This is a genomic window from Massilimicrobiota sp. An142 (assembly GCF_002160725.1).
Lineage (GTDB): Bacteria > Bacillota_I > Bacilli_A > Erysipelotrichales > Coprobacillaceae > Allocoprobacillus > Allocoprobacillus merdigallinarum.
The window spans coordinates 21,042-39,976 of sequence record NZ_NFLD01000006.1; the positions used below are offsets into that span (position 1 = coordinate 21,042).

General features: G+C 30.4%; 18 protein-coding genes and 1 pseudogene. 9 read left to right on the forward strand and 10 right to left on the reverse strand.

The features are described 5' to 3' along the window. Positions 1 to 119: 119 nt before the first annotated feature. From B5E87_RS03920 to B5E87_RS03935, 4 genes and pseudogenes are all read left to right on the forward strand, one after another. Complete coding sequence (locus B5E87_RS03920) at positions 120 to 449, forward strand: PTS sugar transporter subunit IIB (RefSeq protein WP_087243628.1); 330 nt, start codon at positions 120 to 122, stop codon at positions 447 to 449. Between the two features lies 1 nt (position 450). Next, a pseudogene (locus B5E87_RS03925) lies at positions 451 to 1,923 on the forward strand (family 1 glycosylhydrolase). Between the two features lie 20 nt (positions 1,924 to 1,943). Next, positions 1,944 to 2,276, forward strand: a complete 333-nt coding sequence (locus tag B5E87_RS03930; protein ID WP_087243629.1) for a TIGR04076 family protein — start codon at positions 1,944 to 1,946, stop codon at positions 2,274 to 2,276. Between the two features lie 111 nt (positions 2,277 to 2,387). Continuing rightward, positions 2,388 to 2,651: a hypothetical protein gene (locus B5E87_RS03935; protein ID WP_087243630.1), complete on the forward strand. Its 264-nt coding sequence runs from the start codon at positions 2,388 to 2,390 to the stop codon at positions 2,649 to 2,651. A gap of 62 nt (positions 2,652 to 2,713) precedes the next feature. On the opposite strand, the gene B5E87_RS03940 is transcribed toward B5E87_RS03935, so the two are convergent. From B5E87_RS03940 to B5E87_RS03980, 9 genes are all read right to left on the reverse strand, one after another. Then, a complete protein-coding gene (locus B5E87_RS03940; RefSeq protein ID WP_087243631.1) occupies positions 2,714 to 3,574 on the reverse strand; it encodes a YitT family protein in 861 nt (286 codons plus the stop codon). 1 nt (position 3,575) lies between these two features. Beyond that, entirely contained in the window at positions 3,576 to 4,973 is a 1,398-nt protein-coding gene (locus B5E87_RS03945; protein WP_087243632.1) for an amidohydrolase, read from the reverse strand. Between the two features lie 12 nt (positions 4,974 to 4,985). Then, positions 4,986 to 5,900, reverse strand: coding sequence for an AEC family transporter (locus B5E87_RS03950; RefSeq protein ID WP_087243633.1), 915 nt, complete (start codon positions 5,898 to 5,900; stop codon positions 4,986 to 4,988). Next, positions 5,897 to 7,045, reverse strand: a complete 1,149-nt coding sequence (locus B5E87_RS03955; protein WP_087243634.1) for a M20/M25/M40 family metallo-hydrolase — start codon at positions 7,043 to 7,045, stop codon at positions 5,897 to 5,899. The genes B5E87_RS03950 and B5E87_RS03955 overlap by 4 nt, the downstream gene beginning before the upstream one ends. Before the next feature lie 10 nt (positions 7,046 to 7,055). Beyond that, on the reverse strand, positions 7,056 to 7,547 hold the full coding sequence (locus tag B5E87_RS03960) for an RDD family protein (RefSeq protein ID WP_087243635.1): 492 nt from the start codon (positions 7,545 to 7,547) through the stop codon (positions 7,056 to 7,058). Positions 7,548 to 7,595: 48 nt separating this feature from the next. After that, positions 7,596 to 8,882 (reverse strand): PTS sugar transporter subunit IIC, encoded by a 1,287-nt coding sequence (locus B5E87_RS03965; protein ID WP_087243636.1) that lies wholly within the window; start codon positions 8,880 to 8,882, stop codon positions 7,596 to 7,598. 17 nt (positions 8,883 to 8,899) lie between these two features. After that, positions 8,900 to 10,306 carry a 6-phospho-beta-glucosidase gene (locus B5E87_RS03970; RefSeq protein ID WP_087243637.1) on the reverse strand — a complete coding sequence of 469 codons (1,407 nt, stop codon included), beginning with the start codon at positions 10,304 to 10,306 and terminating at the stop codon, positions 8,900 to 8,902. Positions 10,307 to 10,427: 121 nt separating this feature from the next. Continuing rightward, the gene (locus B5E87_RS03975; RefSeq protein WP_087243638.1) at positions 10,428 to 11,321 is read right to left on the reverse strand and encodes a MurR/RpiR family transcriptional regulator; all 894 of its coding nucleotides are present in this window, start codon (positions 11,319 to 11,321) and stop codon (positions 10,428 to 10,430) included. Positions 11,322 to 11,472: 151 nt separating this feature from the next. Then, positions 11,473 to 12,798 (reverse strand): ATP-binding protein, encoded by a 1,326-nt coding sequence (locus tag B5E87_RS03980; RefSeq protein ID WP_087243639.1) that lies wholly within the window; start codon positions 12,796 to 12,798, stop codon positions 11,473 to 11,475. Positions 12,799 to 13,251: 453 nt separating this feature from the next. On the opposite strand from B5E87_RS03980, the gene B5E87_RS03985 reads away from it, so the two are divergent. The 3 genes from B5E87_RS03985 (at position 13,252) to B5E87_RS03995 (ending at position 16,305) form a co-directional block, all read left to right on the forward strand. Next, positions 13,252 to 14,250: an LTA glycolipid anchor biosynthesis glycosyltransferase, IagA/BgsA family gene (locus tag B5E87_RS03985; RefSeq protein WP_087243640.1), complete on the forward strand. Its 999-nt coding sequence runs from the start codon at positions 13,252 to 13,254 to the stop codon at positions 14,248 to 14,250. An 82-nt stretch (positions 14,251 to 14,332) separates the two neighbouring features. Then, positions 14,333 to 15,154 (forward strand): Cof-type HAD-IIB family hydrolase, encoded by an 822-nt coding sequence (locus B5E87_RS03990; protein WP_087243641.1) that lies wholly within the window; start codon positions 14,333 to 14,335, stop codon positions 15,152 to 15,154. Continuing rightward, positions 15,148 to 16,305, forward strand: coding sequence for a trans-sulfuration enzyme family protein (locus B5E87_RS03995; RefSeq protein WP_087243642.1), 1,158 nt, complete (start codon positions 15,148 to 15,150; stop codon positions 16,303 to 16,305). The genes B5E87_RS03990 and B5E87_RS03995 overlap by 7 nt, the downstream gene beginning before the upstream one ends. Positions 16,306 to 16,374: 69 nt before the next feature. On the opposite strand, the gene B5E87_RS04000 is transcribed toward B5E87_RS03995, so the two are convergent. Continuing rightward, on the reverse strand, positions 16,375 to 17,175 hold the full coding sequence (locus B5E87_RS04000; protein WP_087243643.1) for an MBL fold metallo-hydrolase: 801 nt from the start codon (positions 17,173 to 17,175) through the stop codon (positions 16,375 to 16,377). A gap of 125 nt (positions 17,176 to 17,300) precedes the next feature. Between B5E87_RS04000 and B5E87_RS04005 the strand changes: the two genes are divergently transcribed. Together B5E87_RS04005 and B5E87_RS04010 are read left to right on the forward strand one after the other, a co-directional pair. Continuing rightward, positions 17,301 to 18,104 (forward strand): Cof-type HAD-IIB family hydrolase, encoded by an 804-nt coding sequence (locus tag B5E87_RS04005; protein ID WP_087243644.1) that lies wholly within the window; start codon positions 17,301 to 17,303, stop codon positions 18,102 to 18,104. Further along, the gene (locus B5E87_RS04010; RefSeq protein WP_087243645.1) at positions 18,104 to 18,916 is read left to right on the forward strand and encodes an alpha/beta hydrolase; all 813 of its coding nucleotides are present in this window, start codon (positions 18,104 to 18,106) and stop codon (positions 18,914 to 18,916) included. Before B5E87_RS04005 ends, B5E87_RS04010 begins: the two co-directional genes overlap by 1 nt. Positions 18,917 to 18,935 lie beyond the last annotated feature (19 nt).

Below are 18,935 nucleotides of genomic sequence, written 5' to 3' on the forward strand. Positions count from 1 at the left end.
GCAGATTTTTTATGTTTATTTAATGAAATTGGTTGACAATGTTCCTCAATCATGAACAGGTCTTGTATTTAAAAATGAAAGTCTTTATAGTGAAACTATCAAAAGAAGGAGGAATCAAAATGTTGAGGATTTTACTAGCATGTGCAGGTGGTATGTCGACAAGTCTGCTGATGAATAAGATGAAAGAAGAAGCAGAGCAAAGAGGTATTGAAGTCAGTGTGGATGCTGTAGGCGAAAAAACAATTGGTAATCACATAGGTAATTTTGATGTTTTATTGTTAGGTCCACAAGTCAGATATGTTTTAAAGAACGTCCAAGATGTTGTTGGTGACAAGGCTCCATTTGATGTGATTGATATGCGTGATTATGGAACAATGAATGGTGCAAAAGTTTTAGATCGGGCAATCAAGATGTATGAATCATTTTATCATAAGAAAGTGGGGAAATAAGATGTCTTTACCAAAGGATTTTTTATGGGGTGGCGCAACTGCGGCACATCAGTTTGAAGGCGGTTATTTAGAAGATGGAAAAGGGTTATGTAGTGGAGATGTTGTCACAAGTGGAGATGGTAGAAATGGTATTCAAAGACGAGTCACTTATACTTTACCAGATGGTGAATATGGTTCACAATTTGTCTTTCCTTATCAGAATTTACCACAAGATGCAAAATTATCTTGTCATGAAGATGAGTTTTATCCAACACATGAAGCCAGTGACTTTTATCATCATTATAAGGAAGATATTGCCCTTATGGCGGAAATGGGATTCAAATGTTATCGTATGTCCATCAATTGGGCAAGAATATTGCCACATGGTGATGATGAAATTCCAAATGAAAAAGGTTTAGAATTCTATGACCGTGTCTTTGATGAATGTTTGAAATATCATATCGAACCAGTCGTGACTTTGTTACATTTTGAAACACCAGTTTCGCTCATCAATAGATATGGAGCATGGATTGATCGTCGTTGTGTTGATGCATTTGTCAAATACTGTGAATTTGTGATGAAAAGATATCAGCATAAAGTCAAATATTGGATGATATTTAATGAGATTAATAATATGGAAATTCTACCTCTTTATGCAGGAGGATTATGAAAAAATGATGATCAGTCTAAAGCCACTGCGACTTATCATCAATTCATTGCAAGTGCAAAAGTTGTGAAAATGGCTCATGAAATTAATTCTAAAATGAAAGTCGGCATGATGATTGCTTATACAGCAGCATATGCTTTGACTTGTCATCCACGTGATGAATTGAAATTGATGAAAGACAATCAGATAAGACATTTCTATTGTGATGTACAATGCCGTGGTCATTATCCACAATATAAGTTAAAAGAATATCAAAGAAATGGAATTCATTTGCCTGTTTTAGAAGGAGATCAACAAATTTTAAAAGAAGGGACAGTTGATTATATTGGATTGAGTTATTATTCAAGTTCGTGTGTCAGTGGTGATGAAAAGCAGGAAACGACATCTGGTAATATGACAACTTCCATCATCAATCCATATTTAAAAACAAGTGAATGGGGTTGGCTGGTTGATCCTGTTGGATTACGTATTGCCTTAAATCAGCTCTATGAAAGATATGAATTACCATTATTTATTGTAGAAAATGGTTTAGGTGCTATTGATCATATGGAAAACGGACAAATCCACGATACTTATCGTATTGAATATTTAAAAGAACATATTTATGAAATGAAAAAAGCAATAGAAGAAGATGGCGTAGATTTAATGGGGTATACACCATGGGGATGTATTGATGTGATTTCTGCTGGAACAGGAGAGATGAGAAAAAGATATGGTTTTGTATATGTGGATAAAGATGATAGTGGAAATGGAACAATGAAGCGTTATAAAAAAGATTCATTTTATTGGTATCAAAAAGTTATACAGTCAAATGGAGAAGAAATATAAGATAAAGGAGATGTGTGAAAATGGCAAAAGTTAAAGTGACAGTTATTGATAAGAAATGTTATCCAGAATTACAGAAGAAATATTGTATGGATCCAGATGTAGGACTATGTCCAATGTTTGAAGTTGGACAAGAATTTATCATTGAAAAGGGAAATGGAAAAGATGATTTCTGGCATATGCTAGATGGCAAATTTTGTAGTGAAGCATGGGATTGTGTCAGTCGTTATATTTATGCTGGACTTCAGGGTGGTTCTATTATGAAAGATTGGATGAGACATGAAAACGAAATGATTGCCTGTTGTAATGATGGGACTAGACCAGTTATTTTTAAAATAGAAAGAATAGATGAATAAGCACTCTGTAGTGCTTATTTTCATAATATGAAAGGGTTTTTAACGATAAATATTTGGTATTTGATTTTGAAAGTATTATAATGATAGTAATAGAAAAGGAGGTTGGTTTATATGTTTAGTCTTTTTGATATTAATCATCATTTACAGAAATTGACTTTAAAAAGAATCAAGCAAATGTGTACTTCTAATAAAACTGACATTGATGATCAAAATCTCAAAGTCATTTTAAAAATTATTAAAGATAATCCACATGCTGTAATTGATGAAGATTATCATCCTTTGTTATTGGTAGAGATTAGTAAAGAAACCAACCTAGAGGTTTCCAACCGATTTAAGCCAATATTAGAAAACTATATAATGCGTGAAATTAAGTAGGATATTAAGCTCAGAAATGAGCTTTTTTCTTTTGGCTTAAAAGCAATAATTCATTATATTATTTATTCTAAAGGTTTCTGGTAAAATTGTCCTTTAATATCTTTTGAACAAATAATGTTGATAAAAACAGAAGAATCAAGTTTTTTACATAGATGACTGACATGTCTAACTTCATCAGCACCTATGACAGTATATAAAATAGTTTTTTGTTCGTGTGAATAACATCCTTCTCCTTGAATTAATGTAACGCCATGATGTGTTTGTTCCATTAATTTTTGACTTAAAAGATTAGGCTTTTGTGTAATGATAATAAGAGTAATCTTATGATCCTTTTGGTGAAACTTTTCAATGATCTGAGTCGAAACAAATTGAAAAATAATAGAATACATTGCAGCTTCAAAGCCAAATAGAAATCCAGCAATAATCAATATCAGCATATTAAAAATAAAAATGAAATTCCATGATGGCTTTTTAAGTTTATATGATAGATAGATGGCTACAAAGTCTGTCCCACCACTAGAAGCACCACCATATAAAGCAATCACAATAGCGATACCATTCATAATACCTCCAAATACAGAGACAAGTAATGAATCATAAGTTATAGGTGTACTTGGAATTATATCAACAAGAAAAGAATTAAAAATGATCATTAAAATAGAATAGCCTGTGAATTTTTTACCTATAAAATAAAAGCCAATAAGAGCAGGAAATACATTTAAAGATATATTGATAATAAAGTAAGGAATATTAATTTCAAAGAATTGATAAAAGGTTCTTTGCAACAATAAGGATAATCCATTAAAACCGCTTGGAATGAGACCAACAGCATTGACAAAAGTTTTAATATTAAAAGACATTATAAGTGATGCAAACAAAACACATAGAAAACAAAAAAGATGTTTTTTTAGAAAGTTATACATTTTATTGATTTAAATATTTTTTAGGGATTGGACATACGTATTCTTGATTTTGAGTACGTTTTTTTTGTTCATGTTTTGCTTGCAAAATAATATTTGTGTCTTCAAATAAACGAATGCATGTTTGATAAAGTACTTCACTGGCATATAACATCCCCTTAATCGCATAACTAGATGTCCCTTGTGCGACTTGAATCCAAGAATGAGGTTGTGTTCCTAAACAAAAACAGGCGCAATGAAGTTGGATAAGAGGAACTATTTGACTCACATCACCCATGTCTGAAGAAGCAGTTTCAATAACATCTTGTGGAGAATAGGGAAGAATAAAGTCTCCGTATGGATGATCTTGACATAATTTTTGTCTGTCATCTAATTGAAAAGCGGGGATTAATCCTAAATCTTGATACCAATCATCACCAATGATTTTACGATAATTATTAATATATTGTTTTTCTTCAGTGTTATATTGAGGTAAAGGAACCGTCTGCATAACATTATAAACAAGAGTTGCTAAAGTATCATTAGGAATAACATTGCTGACGGCTTTATCGAAAACAATATCAACAGTTGTATCAGTCATAAGAGCAGCACCCTTTGCAATATTTGAGACTCTTTCAAAAAGTTTTTGAACACTTTGATTATTTCGACTACGAATGAGATAGAGAACTTCAGCTTCTGATTGAACAACATTTGGAGATATTCCACCAGTATTTGTTATAGCGTAATGAATACGATCTGTCATCTCCATATGCTCTCTTAAATAATTAACTCCAATATCCATAAGTTCAACAGCATCTAGGGCACTTCTTCCTTTTTCAGGAGCCGCACCAGCATGACTACTTAATCCATGGAAACGAAAGTAATATTGACAATTAGCTAGCATGCTTCCCACCATAACAGTGTTCATAGTACTTGGATGCCATGTTAAAGCAACATCAATTTGATCAAAAACACCAGCTCCGGCTAAATAAGTTTTACCAGCTCCATTTTCTTCAGCTGGACAACCAAAAATAACGATTGATCCACAATCAGGATGAAGGTCAATATATTCTTTTATTAATAGAGCTGAGCCCACTATACCTGTTCCTATTAAATGATGCCCACAACCATGACCATTATGTGTTTCCTCTCTAGGACAATATTTTAAATAATCAGCTTTTTGACTTAGACCACTTAATGCATCGTATTCAGCCAATAAGCCAATAACTGGTTTTTGGTGACCATAAGTAGCTTTAAACGCAGTCGCTATACCAGCAATATTTTTCTCTATTTTAAAACCATATGAAGCTAAAGTTCTTGTCAATAATTTAACGGTCTGAAATTCCTGATAACCTATTTCAGAAAAAGACCAAATTTGAGAATTGATAGACTGTAATAAATGTTTATATTGGTGAATACTCATAGAATCAACCTCCTATATTAAAAAGAAATAAACAAGTAAAGGAATAGTAATAACGGAAAGCAATGTAGAAATAAAAATTGTTTGTACAGCTAATTGTTCATTTTGATGATAAGTTTTAGCATATAATGCTGCACTGTTTGCTACAGGCATAGCCAATATAATTAATGCAATACCTTTAACAATATTATTCTGAATGAATTGAAATAAAGGCATAAAACAAATTGGTAATATAAAGTTAATAAAGATACAAAATAGATAAACACGGCCTTCAAATAACATTTGTTTAAGATGATATTGTGACATAGTAAGACCAATTATGAACATGGATAATGGAGTTGTCATATTTCCAATATTTGTACAAAAGTTAGCAATAGGCGAAGGAATGGTAATTGAGAAGGCATATATGAATAAAGCTAATAAGGAGGAAATAATACCTGGAGTTATTATTTTTTGAAAAGAAAAATGAAATTCATGCTTATTTTGATAGTTCATCATAAATATACCAATAGAAAATAAAGAAATATTAAAACCGATATTAATAATAGCAGTATATAGTAAAGCACCTTGTCCATAAATAGATTGAATTAAAGGAAAACCCATAAAACCCACATTAGGGTAACTTATCATAAACATATGTAAGGATGCATCTTTTTGGATATGGAATACTTTGATGATAATATAGGCAATAATAGGTAATAGAATAACTAATAAAAAACTAGCATAGAGAATATCTAAAATAGGCAATTGATCAAAATGAGATGTTGTTACAGAAGATAAAATCAAAAAAGGCATAGTGATATTCAAAACAAATTTTGTTAAATCATTAGAAAAATGATGATGAAAAAGGTGGCATTTACCAATGACAAATCCTAAACAGATCATCATTAATAATTGAAGCAATTGTAAGCAAATGATAGTTATACTCATATACGTAATTCCCAATCAACATATTGAAGAATCAATGCCATAGCAACTTGAAACCCAATAGGAATACTGTTAATGTCAATCCATTCATGATAAGTATGAGCATCACCGCCAATAATTGTTCCTATCGTATTTGCACAAATACCATATGATAGTGGGATATTGGAATCAGTAGAATTTTCACATAAAATAATATTCTTTTTATAAAAATGTTGAATTATATTAAGATTTCTACTTGTAAATTTTCTCATTTTTTCTTGTGATAAAGGTCCATTACCAGGACGCTCTCCTAATACTTTGATTTGAATATCAATATGTTTATCATTTATATTATTAATGATTTTTTGAAACGATTGTTCCATAATATTTAGGCATTGTTGACTTGATGAACGAAATTCATATGTTACAGAGGCATGATTAGCAATAACATTAATAGCACTTCCACCTTCTATTTTTCCAAAATTAAAAGTTGTTTTTGCTTCAGTTGGTAAAGAAATTTGATTTAATTGTGTAATAATCTTTGCAATCCAGGCAATTGCGTTTTCTTGACCAAAATTAACATAAGAATGCCCTCCATGTGTTTTTACATCAATCTGATAACGTTTTGAGCCAACTGCACAATAAGTACATTCATTGAGATAGCCATCCAAAGAAATAAATTCCTTAATCTTTGAATGATATTTTTCTATAATCTGACGGCAACCCATAGAATTACCTAATCCTTCTTCTCCTGAATTGATGACAAATAAGATTTGATATTTTGGTTGAAGTCTCATCTTGATAATATATTGTATGGTCATTAACATATTGACCATATTAGCCGTATCATCTCCAATACCAGGAGCAAAAAGTTTGTTATCAACTTGTTTGACTTGAATATTCTGAATATCAGGAAAAGCAATATCATTATGAGCCATAATAATGATTAATGTTTCATTATTTTCCCCATTAATTGGACAAATAACATTATTAACATTATCCATATAAGCATTCGCACCTATTGATTGCAGCCAATTCAAGCAAAAAGTAGCACGTTTTTTTTCATGAAAAGTAGGTGAAGGAATTTCTGTCAGTGTTTTTAATAATTGAATATTCTCTTCAAGATGTTGTTGAACATATTTTATTTCATTATGTGTTAAATAATCCATAAGCGACTCCTTATTGAATTTCTGTTTTAGCTAATTGATCATACAATGCAATGTGATTTCTATGACAAAGTATATAAATAATCATAACGAAAGATAAAATAAAAACGAAAGTGTTTATATAAGGTGTTAATGAAATGGAAGAAAATAAAGAGATAAACTGAATGATTAAAGATGTAAGAGAAGTTAAGCAAACCATATATATACATTGTCTAATACATAATGATGAAAAAGATGAGTAACAAATTTTATATTTCATAATTTTCTTTCCAATCGTTTGTCCATGAAAGAAATATGGGATAACTAGAAAATATAGGATTAATGCAAATATACTTAATAAGAGTAAAATAGAAGATATAGGTTTAGAAAATAACGTGATATCTTGAGATATTTGATGAAATTGATAATAAGTAGTAAGAGAAATAGGAATTGTAGATAAAAGTGTACCTAAATATAAATCAATCATATAGGCAATAGCTCTTTTTATAAGTGATATATTATTCATTTTTTTATTCCTCCTGTGAAAAAAGGCATGCTTTTCATGCCTTTTGTTTTATTGTTTTGTGGCAAGCTCTTCATTATCGTATTCTTGTTTATCTTGCATTTTAAAGAATGGATAGTAGATAGCCATACTCACAAGAATAAGAACAATTTGTAAAACAGCACCTTGCCAACCACATAATAAGAATCCTGAAATAATAGGTGGAGTTGTCCATGGAACTTCGACACCAATACTTACTGGAACTAATCCAAAGAATGTGGCAGCATAAGTTACTATAGCAACAGCAATATTAGCAACAATAAATGGAATAGCCATAATTGGATTGAGAACAATTGGTAATCCAAAGACAATTGGCTCATTAATATTGAATAAAGCAGGGACAATAGATAATTTTCCTAATGCTTTATATTGAGATGATTTAGCTGTGAGAAGAATAACAATAGCTAAACCTAAAGTTGCAGCAGTTCCTCCGATTTTGACAAAGTTAGCAATAAATTGATAATTAACAATATTAGTAGCAGCTTGTCCTAGTTCAAGTGCAGCAGCATTTTCTGCAGAGAGTGATCTCCAAATTGGATTCATAACAGCAGAAACAATAGAAGAACCATGTAAACCAAAACACCATAAAATAGCTTCAATGAATAAAACAATACAAGTTGCTGGTAAAGTACTACCAAGAGATTGTAAAGGTTGTTGTAACATTGTAAAGATAAAGTTTTGTGCACTACCAAAATCAGTATTTACAAAAATTAAACGAATAATATTAAAGATAATAAAGATAAAAGCAACTGGAATTAAAGCTTCAAATGGCTTAGCTACGTTTTGTGGAACAGCATCAGGAAGTTTGATTGTCCATCCTCTCTTTAAGATAAAACGATATATTTCAACTGCTAAACAAGATGAAATAATAGCTAAAAACAAACCAGAAGCACCGAAATTATCAATTGGTAAACCTTTAGCATTGTCTGCATCTACAATCAAAGGAGTTAACATAAAATAAGAGACGAAAGCAACGATGATAGATTCACGACTTCCTATTTGATAGTGATTTGCTAAAGACTTAGCAATCCCTACGACAACATATAGTGACATGAGTCCATAACTGATACGATATGGAAACATAAAGATATCATTCCAATTTTCTCCTAATATACCTGCCATAAACTCTTCATAACCATTTATTGGAATGCTTGTAAGTAGTAGGAATATAGATCCTACAATAATAATTGGCATAACACCGAAAAAGCCTTCTTTAATAGCTGTCAAATATCTATTACTACTAATTTTCATAGCAATAGGGACAAGCTTTTCGTTCATTTTTTCAAACACATTATTCATTTTTTTACCCTCTTTCCTTAATCGAATTTTGTTTGACCATTTGTTTCAATGACTTTCTTATACCAATAAAAAGATTTCTTTAAGTAACGTTTTAATGTTCCTTTTCCTTCATCATCTTTATCAACATAAATAAAACCATAACGTTTTCTCATTTCACCTGTTCCTACTGAAACAATATCAATAGGTCCCCAACAAGTATATCCAATCACATCTACATCATCTTCTTCAATAGCCTTTTTCAAAGCTTCAATATGACTTGCTAAATATTCAATACGATAATCATCTTGAATAGAGCCATCTTCTTCAATATGATCAATAGCTCCTAAACCATTTTCAACAACGAATAAAGGTAATTGATAGCGATCATACAGCTCATTTAATGCAACTCTAAGTCCGGTTGGGTCGATTGGCCAATCCCAATCATTACGTTGAAGATATGGATTAGAACGTTCAACAATAAGTTCCTTACCATCAGGACTTGAAGCAATTGAAGAAAAATAATAACTAAAGGCAATAAAATCAACTTTTCCTTCCTTTAGGATGTCTTTATCTCCTTCTTCCATAGAAAGAGTTGCACCCATACGTTTTAATTGAGCTGTACATGTATTAGAATAATAGCCTTTACACATAACATCTCCATAATAGAAATTCGGCATCATATGATATCTTCTTGCAAGAATATCATTTGGATGACAAGTTTTTGGATATGTTGTTGGATATTGGAACATACATCCTACTTTTAAAGTGGGATCAATACGATGAGCCAATATAACTGCTTTTGCACTTGCTACCATCATATTGTGAGAAACAAGTACTTTTACATCAGCTGGATTTTCATTATCTTGATAAATAATACCTGCTTGATGATAAGGTTGTTTTTGATTCATAGTTTCATTGATTTCATTAAAAGTCATCCAATATTTGACTTTGTGATGATATCTACGGAAAATAACATCACAATAATGTTCAAAGAAATCAATCAACTTTCTATTTCTCCATGAACCATATTTCTGAACAAGATATAATGGTGTTTCATAATGAGAAATTGTGACGATAGGTTGAATACCATATTTAAGTAATTCATCAAAAACTTGATCATAAAAAGCTAAACCTTTTTCGTTAGGTGTCTTTTCATCACCATGTGGGAAGATTCTTGGCCAATTAATTGACATACGAAAACATTTGAATCCCATTTTTGCAAATAAAGCAATATCTTCTTTATAATGATGATAGAAATCAACACCTTCATGACTTGGATAATAGCAATCCTCATGAACATAGCTATGGATTTCTCTTGGAACACCATGACGGGCTCCCATTTCCACATCAGCAATGCTTAAACCTTTTCCATCTTCTAAATAAGCACCTTCATACTGATTCGCTGCTGTGGCTCCTCCCCATAAGAAATTGTCTCTTATTTTCATAAAAAAACCTCCTTGCATGTTTAAATATACATGCAAAGAGGCTTGAAAAAAATATTTATTGAACAACATTTAACACTGTTAAAAAATTTGTCAAAAAATTGAAATATAAAACTGAACAGTGTTATTTTTTATGAGTATTATCAATTAAGATAGGATTAGTAGAACTACGCTTATTTTCAAATTTATGAGTAACATTCATTTTATATTCAAGATTGTCCATATAATTTAATGAAAAGTAAGTAGCGTATAAAATGTCTAAAAGAAAGAAAATTGATAAATTACTATTAAAATTTGCGATATTATGAGTTAATCGTTCTCTGGTAGAAATAAAGAGATTGATATCACTCATTTGACTTAATGTATTTTCTCCAAAAGATGTCATAGAAATAAAGGGAATCTTTTTTATAATACAGGTTTGGGCCATATCAATAATATTTCCTGTCTCACCAGAATATGAAATAAAGATCACACAATCACGATTGGTAATACAATTCATTTCATATCTTTGATAATTTAAATTGTTGGTGATATAAACATTTTTTCCTATTTTCATCATTTTTTCTTTAAACGATTCTGCAATATTAAGTGCGGTTCCAAAAGAGTAAATATGAATATTTTGAGCTTTGGATAATGTAAGGACAGCTTTTTGTAAGGAATCATGTTGTAATAAGGATAAAGTATCTTTAATAGTCTCTTCATATAGAGTTCCCATTTTATTAGCAATTATAAAAAAAGTATCATTTTCATGAAAAGGAATATTAGGATCAACGGTTCCAAACTGCTGATCAAGATATTGTATTTCTTTTAAATATGCACTTTTAAAATGATCAAATCCTTTAACACCAACTTTTTCACATAGATTTAAAACTGTTCCTGGGGAAGTATATGTTTCTCTTGCGATTTTTCTGGCTGAAATATCTTTGATATCTTCACCAAGATTAATAATATAATCAGCGATAATCATTTCACTTTTTGAAAAATTATCTTTTTGAATTAATTTATCAACTAAAAGCATAGCCTCACACTCCTTATATCATTATTGTAACATATTATTCTCAAAGAAATCATGTGATTTCAAGACTTATTATTTAGAGATATTTCAATTATTCATTTTGATAAGGAGAGATATCTTGTAAGTTATTCTTTTTTCTATTAAATAATAGATTTTATATAAATGGGGCTAAATATATGGGCATAAACTGTATACCATTTTCCTGTTTGTAGTCTTTTTGCGAAAAGATATAACAATTTTTTATATGTTTTGAATATTTTTTTTCAAATTCACATATAGAATCATGTTTACCCAAACCTGAAGATTTGACCTCAATAGCTGAAATTTTACTACCTTCAGAAATTAAAAAGTCTATCTCATAATAATGAGTGCTATTTTCTTTTTGCCATGTATGATAATATAATTCTCTATCTTTTGAAGCTAATAATTGTGCCATTAAGTTTTCATATAAATATCCTAAATTTGCTGGTAATTTATCAGAAAGAAGTTTAGCATATATTTCATTTTCTGTAATAGGTCGGTCTATAAACATAAGTGTTACGAATAATCCCGTATCAGATAAATAGAGTTTATAGCTATTTAAATCTTTCGTTGAAGTCAAACTCACTTTAGGATCGGTTGAATTGTAGCAGGGTAATACAGTTTTAGAATCAAATAAATCAAATAATAATTCTTCTTCTTTAATCGTCGTTCTCTTTTTTAGCGCAGTGGACATACGGTATTTCTTTTGATCTTTAGCTAATTGAGCGGGGATTGAATGATAAAGCGCAGATATTTTTCCTGATGGATCTATTTTTTTGAAATCTTCTTCATAAAGATGAATAATTTGACGCTTTACATTATCTATAGTGGAAAAATTATTCCCATTCACATATGCTTCAACAGCTTGAGGCATACCACCGACTGCCATATATATCCTAATATCTCTCATGAGTTTTCTATTCACTTCTTGACCAATTGCTCTTTTCATATCAAACAATTGCTTTATTAAATTATAATTATTTCCTGTGGCATTGCAGAATTCTTCATAATCCATAGGATAGACTTCAATTTTCATTTCTTCAGAAGGGATTAAGATATCTTTCACATTTTTTTTAATGGATATTAAAGAACCAGTTTCAATATAATGATATCGTCCATCTTTTACCAAGTGCTTAATTGCTTGTCTGGCTTTAGGAAATAACTGTACTTCATCAAAAATAATAACTGACTCATGTTCATATAAATTAATTCCAGTGATTGCCTGTAACCTTAAAAAAAACATATCCAAATTATTAATATCATCAAAGCAGGATAATATATCAGCTGAAGCAATTGAAAAATCTATCAAAATGTATGATTTATACTCATTTTCAGCAAATAATTTAGCTATTGTTGATTTTCCTACACGTCTTGCACCTTCTAACAAAACAGCATAGTTATCAGCATAATTTGATTTCCAATCTATTAATTTATCGTAAGCTTTTCTTTTGAAATACACTGCCATCACTCCTTTTTACATTTCTTCAATATTGTTTTGTTCTAAATCATACATTTCTTCAATATTATTTTATGCTAAATCATACATTTCTTCAATATTATTTTATGCCAAATCATACATTTCTTCAAAATTATAGGTTATGAGATTGGGTATTAATATGTAATGTATATTTTATATTATGATTGATGAGATTATAATTATTCATTAATATAGGATTTTGAGTTATATTTTATAATTGATTTCAACTCATATATCTATGTATAAAATGAATATATCGTTTACTCAAATACTCACTCATGATGTCGAGTAGAACCGTTTTATATTAATCATAACAATAATATTTGTTTATTATTGTAAAGCTACGAATATAGAATGCTTTTTAGAAAATCTTTCATAATTTTTTTCATTATTCTTCTTTTTTTTATGTATAGTGAAGATAGGAAAGGTGATATTATGAAAGTTTTATTATATTTTGAAAATCAGAATATGATTAGAAAATCTGGTATCGGAAGAGCACTTAAACATCAAATCATAGCATTGCAATCTCAAGGAATAGAATATACTTTAGATCCTCGAGAATCCTTTGATATTGCACATATCAACACAGTTGGACTTCAGAGTCAGTGGCTCATACATCGTTGTCATCAAATGCACAAAAAAGTCATTGTTCATGCGCATAGTACGGAGGAGGATTTTAAAAATTCATTTATTTTATCAAATCAGATGTCATCTCTATTTAGAAAACGATTAATGACAATCTATTCAAAAGCGGATTGTCTTATTACACCAACAGCATATTCAAAGAAACTTATTAGTCATTATGTCAATAAAGATATACCTATATATGCTATAAGTAATGGTGTTGATATTGAAGAATATAATGATAATGAAGAGAGAATTCAATTGTTTAAACAATATTTTCATCTTACTTCACAACAAAAAGTTATTATCTGTGTTGGCTTGTTTTTCCAAAGAAAAGGAATATTAGATTTTATTGAAATCGCTCAAAAACTCCCCCAATATACTTTTATATGGTTTGGAGATATCTCTTTATATACCATACCTCAACAAATTCGAAATGTGATTAAACATCATCCATCCAATGTGATTTTTCCTGGTTATATAACCGGTGATATTATTAAAGGTGCTTATTGTGGGGCAGATGCGTTTTTCTTCCCTAGTTATGAAGAAACAGAAGGAATAGTTGTTTTAGAAGCGTTGTCATCTTATCAACAGGTTATTTTGAGAGATATACCTGTTTATGAAGGTTGGCTTATACATGGAAAGAATTGTTATAAAGGAAAAGATAATGATGAGTTTATAGAATTGATACAAAATGTTGTAGAAAAGAAGCTTCCGTATTTAGGGAAAGAAGGGAGAAAAGTAGCTGAAGAACGTTCACTTGAAAGAGTAGGAAAACAACTAAAAACAGTATATCACTCACTTCTTTGATGTGCTTAGGCACATCTTTTTGATTAAGGGTTGCATTTTGGATTTTACCCATTGTACAATGGTTAGAAGAGGGAGGAAAACGATGAAAAATATAGATATGATTGTGATGGATATGGATGGGACATTGTTAACATCTCAACAAAAAATACTCCCATATACAAAAGAGATTTTAATGCACTTACAAAAACAAGGCGTAGCTCTTGTTTTAGCAAGTGGCAGAGATGTGAGTAGCTTAGAGTATTATGGGAAACAATTAGAAATGGATCAATATTTTCAAAGTGGTTATATTGTTTTAAACGGATTAGAGATTTATAATTCAAAAAAAGAATGCTTGCATCAAGAACAAAGACTAACAAAAGATGATTTAATGATTTTGAATGAAATAGCACAAACATCTTTCTTTGATATGATTATTTTCTTTGAAACATGTTTATATATTTTTGATTATGGGCATACAGGGATTATGGAAGAACATTTTATTGATAGAGAAAAACATATGGTTCATGATATTTATGAAATACCAGAACATCTTTTTTCTACAATAAAGAAAGTTGCATTTGTGCAAAGTGAAACAATGATGAGTGAAAAAATACCAATTCTTCAAAAACAGATGTCTTCACGTTTTAGTATATGTAGAGTAGAAAAAGATTGGGTAGAAATTAATCCAGTTCATGCTTCAAAAGGACAGGCTCTTTTGAAGTTAACACAAATTAAAAATATATCATTAGATAATGTTATTGCTTTTGGTAATGGTGAAAACGATATAGATATGTTAAAAATAGCGGGAACAGGTATAGCTATGGATAACTCTTTTGATACAGTAAAAGAAGTTGCAGATGCCATTTGTGCAGACAATGAACATGATGGAATTGGAAAATATTTAGAGGGAGAAATAAAATGTTAGATCAAGAGAATATTTGTTTATCAGTAGAAAAAAAACAAAGAGACTATAAGAGTGTTGCGCCTGAGATTGTGCAAACATCATCATTTCAATTTGATGATTTTCAACACTATGTTGATGTTAATATGAATAAGAAAAGTGCTTATACATATACAAGAGGAGAAAACCCAACATTAACAATTCTAGAAGAGAAACTAGCTCAATTAGAAAAAGGAGAATGTGCTAAAGTTTTTGCTTCAGGAATGGGAGCAATCAGTGCCACAATATTGAGCTTGATTCAACAAAAGGATCATATTATCATTGTGAATACTGTTTATGGATCAACTGTCAAATTCATTCAAAATCTTGAACGTTTTGGTGTTGAAAGTACAAAAATTGATGTATCTTCTACTGAAGATATATTCGCTTTTGTTAAGGACAATACAAGAATGATTTATTTTGAAAGTCCTTCTTCTCAAAAGTTTGAAATGCTTGATTTAGAGATGATCAGTCAATTTGCGAAACAAAGAAATATTATCACAGTTATTGATAATACATGGGCAACACCATTATTTCAAAATCCTTTGGTGCATGGAATTGATATTGTTATACATTCTTGTTCAAAATATATTGGAGGACATAGTGATTTGGTTGGTGGCGTTGTCATTTCTAATCAAAAATATATACATGAAATCAATGAATTTGGTCAAATCTTTTTAGGAGCAACAATGTCCCCAATGAATGCCTGGTTAGCATTAAGAGGATTACGAACATTGCCTGTTCGTTTAAAATCTCAAGAACAAAGTGTTAAACAAGTGATACAATTTTTACAACAAAGTCCATATGTAAAAAAAATATATCATCCTATGGTCCATACATCTACTGATTTAACAGATAAGTATTTAAAGGGATATGGAAGTTTATTAAGTTTTGTGTTAAAAGATGCAACCCCAGATGTTATTGAAAGATTTGTTGATTCTTTAAAACATTTTACTTTGGCCTATAGTTGGGGTGGCTTTGAAAGTTTAGTCATGCCTGTATGGAAAGGAAGCAACGAGGAAGAATTGAAAAAAAGAGGCTTAGATATTGGACATATCAGAATGTATATTGGATTAGAAGAAGTAGAACTTCTTATAGAAGATTTACAAAATGCTTTCAATCATGCCTACAAATAAATATCTTTGTTATATGATATAGAAAAGGAATTGAAATAAACTGATTGCGTATTTCAATTCCTTTTTCTATTAAATGTTAATAATATCTAAATCATCAGGAATCCATATATTTCCCTGGAAACATTGTTTGGCTTCTTGCATGTAGAGAGAATGACGTTGTTTGATATTTTTATCTTCAGTGTGATACAAAAGAAGATTTTGAATATTTAAAGACTGAGCTAATTGACAGGCATCTTTCACTGTCGAATGATGTTTTTCATAAGGATGAAAAATATCAGCTTTACTATGTAAACAAAAAGTTTCATGAAGTAACCAATCACTATTTTGAATATATGCTTCATTGATTTGATGACATGGTTCATCTCCACAACAAGATAACTTTTTATTGTGATCTAATTGCATTTGAAAACCAAATTGTTTTGTTTTTGTAGAATGAATATCAAAAAAAGTGACTTGATGATTGATAATCATATGACTATCATGATCTTGAATTTCAATCAAGTGAATGCGCTTGTTAATAAATTGTGTATGCTTTGCTTCTAAAACCAGATGAACCATTTGCATGATAATATCAATAAGTTCTTTATGAGCATATATACGCACTTCACCTTGATATTTTCCTTGACTCATATGTTGACCAATCATACGAATCATCCAGATAATTCCCATCAGATGATCAATATGTTTGTGTGTGACAAAGATATCTTTAATATCCTGCCAATTAATATGCGCTTTTTCTAGCTGTGATAAAAGGGTATTTCCACCACCACCATCAACTAAGAAATATTGATTTTGATTTTCAAATACAAAACAGGTATTATAACACTTTGTTACTAAAGCATTACCTGTACCTAGCATAATTAATTTCATAGAAAACCTCCATTTCTTTTTTGATTTTACAAAAATGAGAATCTTGAATCAAGATATTTTTCGTTGGATTTATATGGATTTTCAAAGAAGAGAAATGATATAATGATGGCAAGGAGAATGATAAAATGAAAATAGTTTTCTTTGATATTGATGGAACTTTAATAAATGCTCAAGAAGGTATGATGCAACCTCGTCATCAAACAAAACAGGTTTTAAAAGATTTTCAGAAACAAGGCAATAAGATCGTTATTGCTTCAGCAAGAGGCGCTATCCCTGAAGGATTAAAAGATATTCCATTTGATGGTTATGTTTTATGTGATGGACATTATATCATTTATAATAATGAGATTCTGGTTGATGAAGTTTTAACAACTCCAGAAATACAAAAACAAATGGAAGTTTATCAAAAATATCAAGGGCGACCTATGTTTTATGGGCATCATGGAGAATGGTGTGATTGTTTGGATGATGAATTAGTCGTTAAACATCGTGTGATGTTTCAGGGAACAGATCAAAGACCTGAGAATGTAGTAGAAAGATATGAGGCTCAGGATGTAGATGCTATCAGTTGCTGTGTTTTGTTTGAAACAGTGGAACAAATGTGGAAAGCATATCATGAATTAGAAAATGATATGACAATTGTTGCTTATGATCATGGATTGATTCGTATGGATGTTTATCATAAGGGATTTAAAAAAGGAACAGCCTGTAAGTATTTATATCAAAAATTAGGAATTGATCAAAAAGATACTTATGCTTTTGGTGATGGTGTGAATGATATGGAAATGTTTGAGTTGGTTGGACATGGTATTGCGATGGGAAATGCAGTAGATCGTTTAAAAAACATTGCAGAATTTGTTACTGATTATGTTGATTGTGCAGGTATTGATAAAGCATTTTATAAATATTTTGGAAAGGATCTATCATAATGGCATTAGTACAAGTTGATTTTTTCTCAGAAAAGTTAATGCGCACAGTCACAATTAATGCTATTATTCCTGTTGATAAAAAGTTAAACCAGCCAAATAAAAAATTCAAAACATTATACTTATTACATGGGATTTTTGGAAATTATACAGATTGGGTATGTGGTACACGTATTCAAAGGTGGGCACAGGATCATGATTTAGCTGTTATTATGCCTTCAGGAGAGAATAAATTTTATGTTGATAATGAAAACTCCCATGAATATTATTCACAATTTATTGGTGAAGAACTTGTTTCTATCACAAGAGCCATGTTCCCTTTATCACAACGTCGAGAAGATACATTTATTGCAGGGTTGTCTATGGGTGGATATGGAGCTATTATCAATGGACTCAAATATTATCAGACATTTGGTTATATTGCCGCATTGTCTTCAGCGTTATTGATTGACACTTTTATCAACGCTAAGGATGGTGACGACGTACCTTATATGTATAAAAGAAGTTATTTAACTTCTGTTTTTGGTGATTTACATAAGTTAAAAGGAAGTGACAAAGATTATAAGGCACTGATTCAAAATATGGCTATAAAAGATGTGCCTGCGATATATATGGCATGTGGCACTGATGATTCACTGATTAAAGAAAATCGTGATTACCGTGATTTTTTACTTCAACAGGGAATCAATGTCACTTATGAAGAAGGACCAGGTGCGCATGAATGGGATTTTTGGGATCGTTATATTGAACGTGTTTTAGAATGGTTACCACTTGATAAGAAGAATGAAGGACTCAGCAGTGGTCATATAGAATAAGATGAAGAAAGGTGATCCT

Excerpts from the sequence above, each read along its gene's own strand:
- B5E87_RS03940 (WP_087243631.1), bottom strand. The coding sequence starts at position 3,574 with ATGTATAACTTTCTAAAAAAACATCTTTTTTGTTTTCTATGTGTTTTG.
- B5E87_RS03930 (WP_087243629.1), top strand. The coding sequence starts at position 1,944 with ATGGCAAAAGTTAAAGTGACAGTTATTGATAAGAAATGTTATCCAGAA.
- B5E87_RS03920 (WP_087243628.1), top strand. The coding sequence starts at position 120 with ATGTTGAGGATTTTACTAGCATGTGCAGGTGGTATGTCGACAAGTCTG.
- B5E87_RS03985 (WP_087243640.1), top strand. The coding sequence starts at position 13,252 with ATGAAAGTTTTATTATATTTTGAAAATCAGAATATGATTAGAAAATCT.
- B5E87_RS03955 (WP_087243634.1), bottom strand. The coding sequence starts at position 7,045 with ATGGATTATTTAACACATAATGAAATAAAATATGTTCAACAACATCTT.
- B5E87_RS03975 (WP_087243638.1), bottom strand. The coding sequence starts at position 11,321 with ATGCTTTTAGTTGATAAATTAATTCAAAAAGATAATTTTTCAAAAAGT.
- B5E87_RS03960 (WP_087243635.1), bottom strand. The coding sequence starts at position 7,547 with ATGAATAATATATCACTTATAAAAAGAGCTATTGCCTATATGATTGAT.
- B5E87_RS04000 (WP_087243643.1), bottom strand. The coding sequence starts at position 17,175 with ATGAAATTAATTATGCTAGGTACAGGTAATGCTTTAGTAACAAAGTGT.
- B5E87_RS03995 (WP_087243642.1), top strand. The coding sequence starts at position 15,148 with ATGTTAGATCAAGAGAATATTTGTTTATCAGTAGAAAAAAAACAAAGA.
- B5E87_RS03970 (WP_087243637.1), bottom strand. The coding sequence starts at position 10,306 with ATGAAAATAAGAGACAATTTCTTATGGGGAGGAGCCACAGCAGCGAAT.
- B5E87_RS03965 (WP_087243636.1), bottom strand. The coding sequence starts at position 8,882 with ATGAATAATGTGTTTGAAAAAATGAACGAAAAGCTTGTCCCTATTGCT.
- B5E87_RS03950 (WP_087243633.1), bottom strand. The coding sequence starts at position 5,900 with ATGAGTATAACTATCATTTGCTTACAATTGCTTCAATTATTAATGATG.
- B5E87_RS03990 (WP_087243641.1), top strand. The coding sequence starts at position 14,333 with ATGAAAAATATAGATATGATTGTGATGGATATGGATGGGACATTGTTA.
- B5E87_RS03945 (WP_087243632.1), bottom strand. The coding sequence starts at position 4,973 with ATGAGTATTCACCAATATAAACATTTATTACAGTCTATCAATTCTCAA.
- B5E87_RS03935 (WP_087243630.1), top strand. The coding sequence starts at position 2,388 with ATGTTTAGTCTTTTTGATATTAATCATCATTTACAGAAATTGACTTTA.
- B5E87_RS04005 (WP_087243644.1), top strand. The coding sequence starts at position 17,301 with ATGAAAATAGTTTTCTTTGATATTGATGGAACTTTAATAAATGCTCAA.
- B5E87_RS04010 (WP_087243645.1), top strand. The coding sequence starts at position 18,104 with ATGGCATTAGTACAAGTTGATTTTTTCTCAGAAAAGTTAATGCGCACA.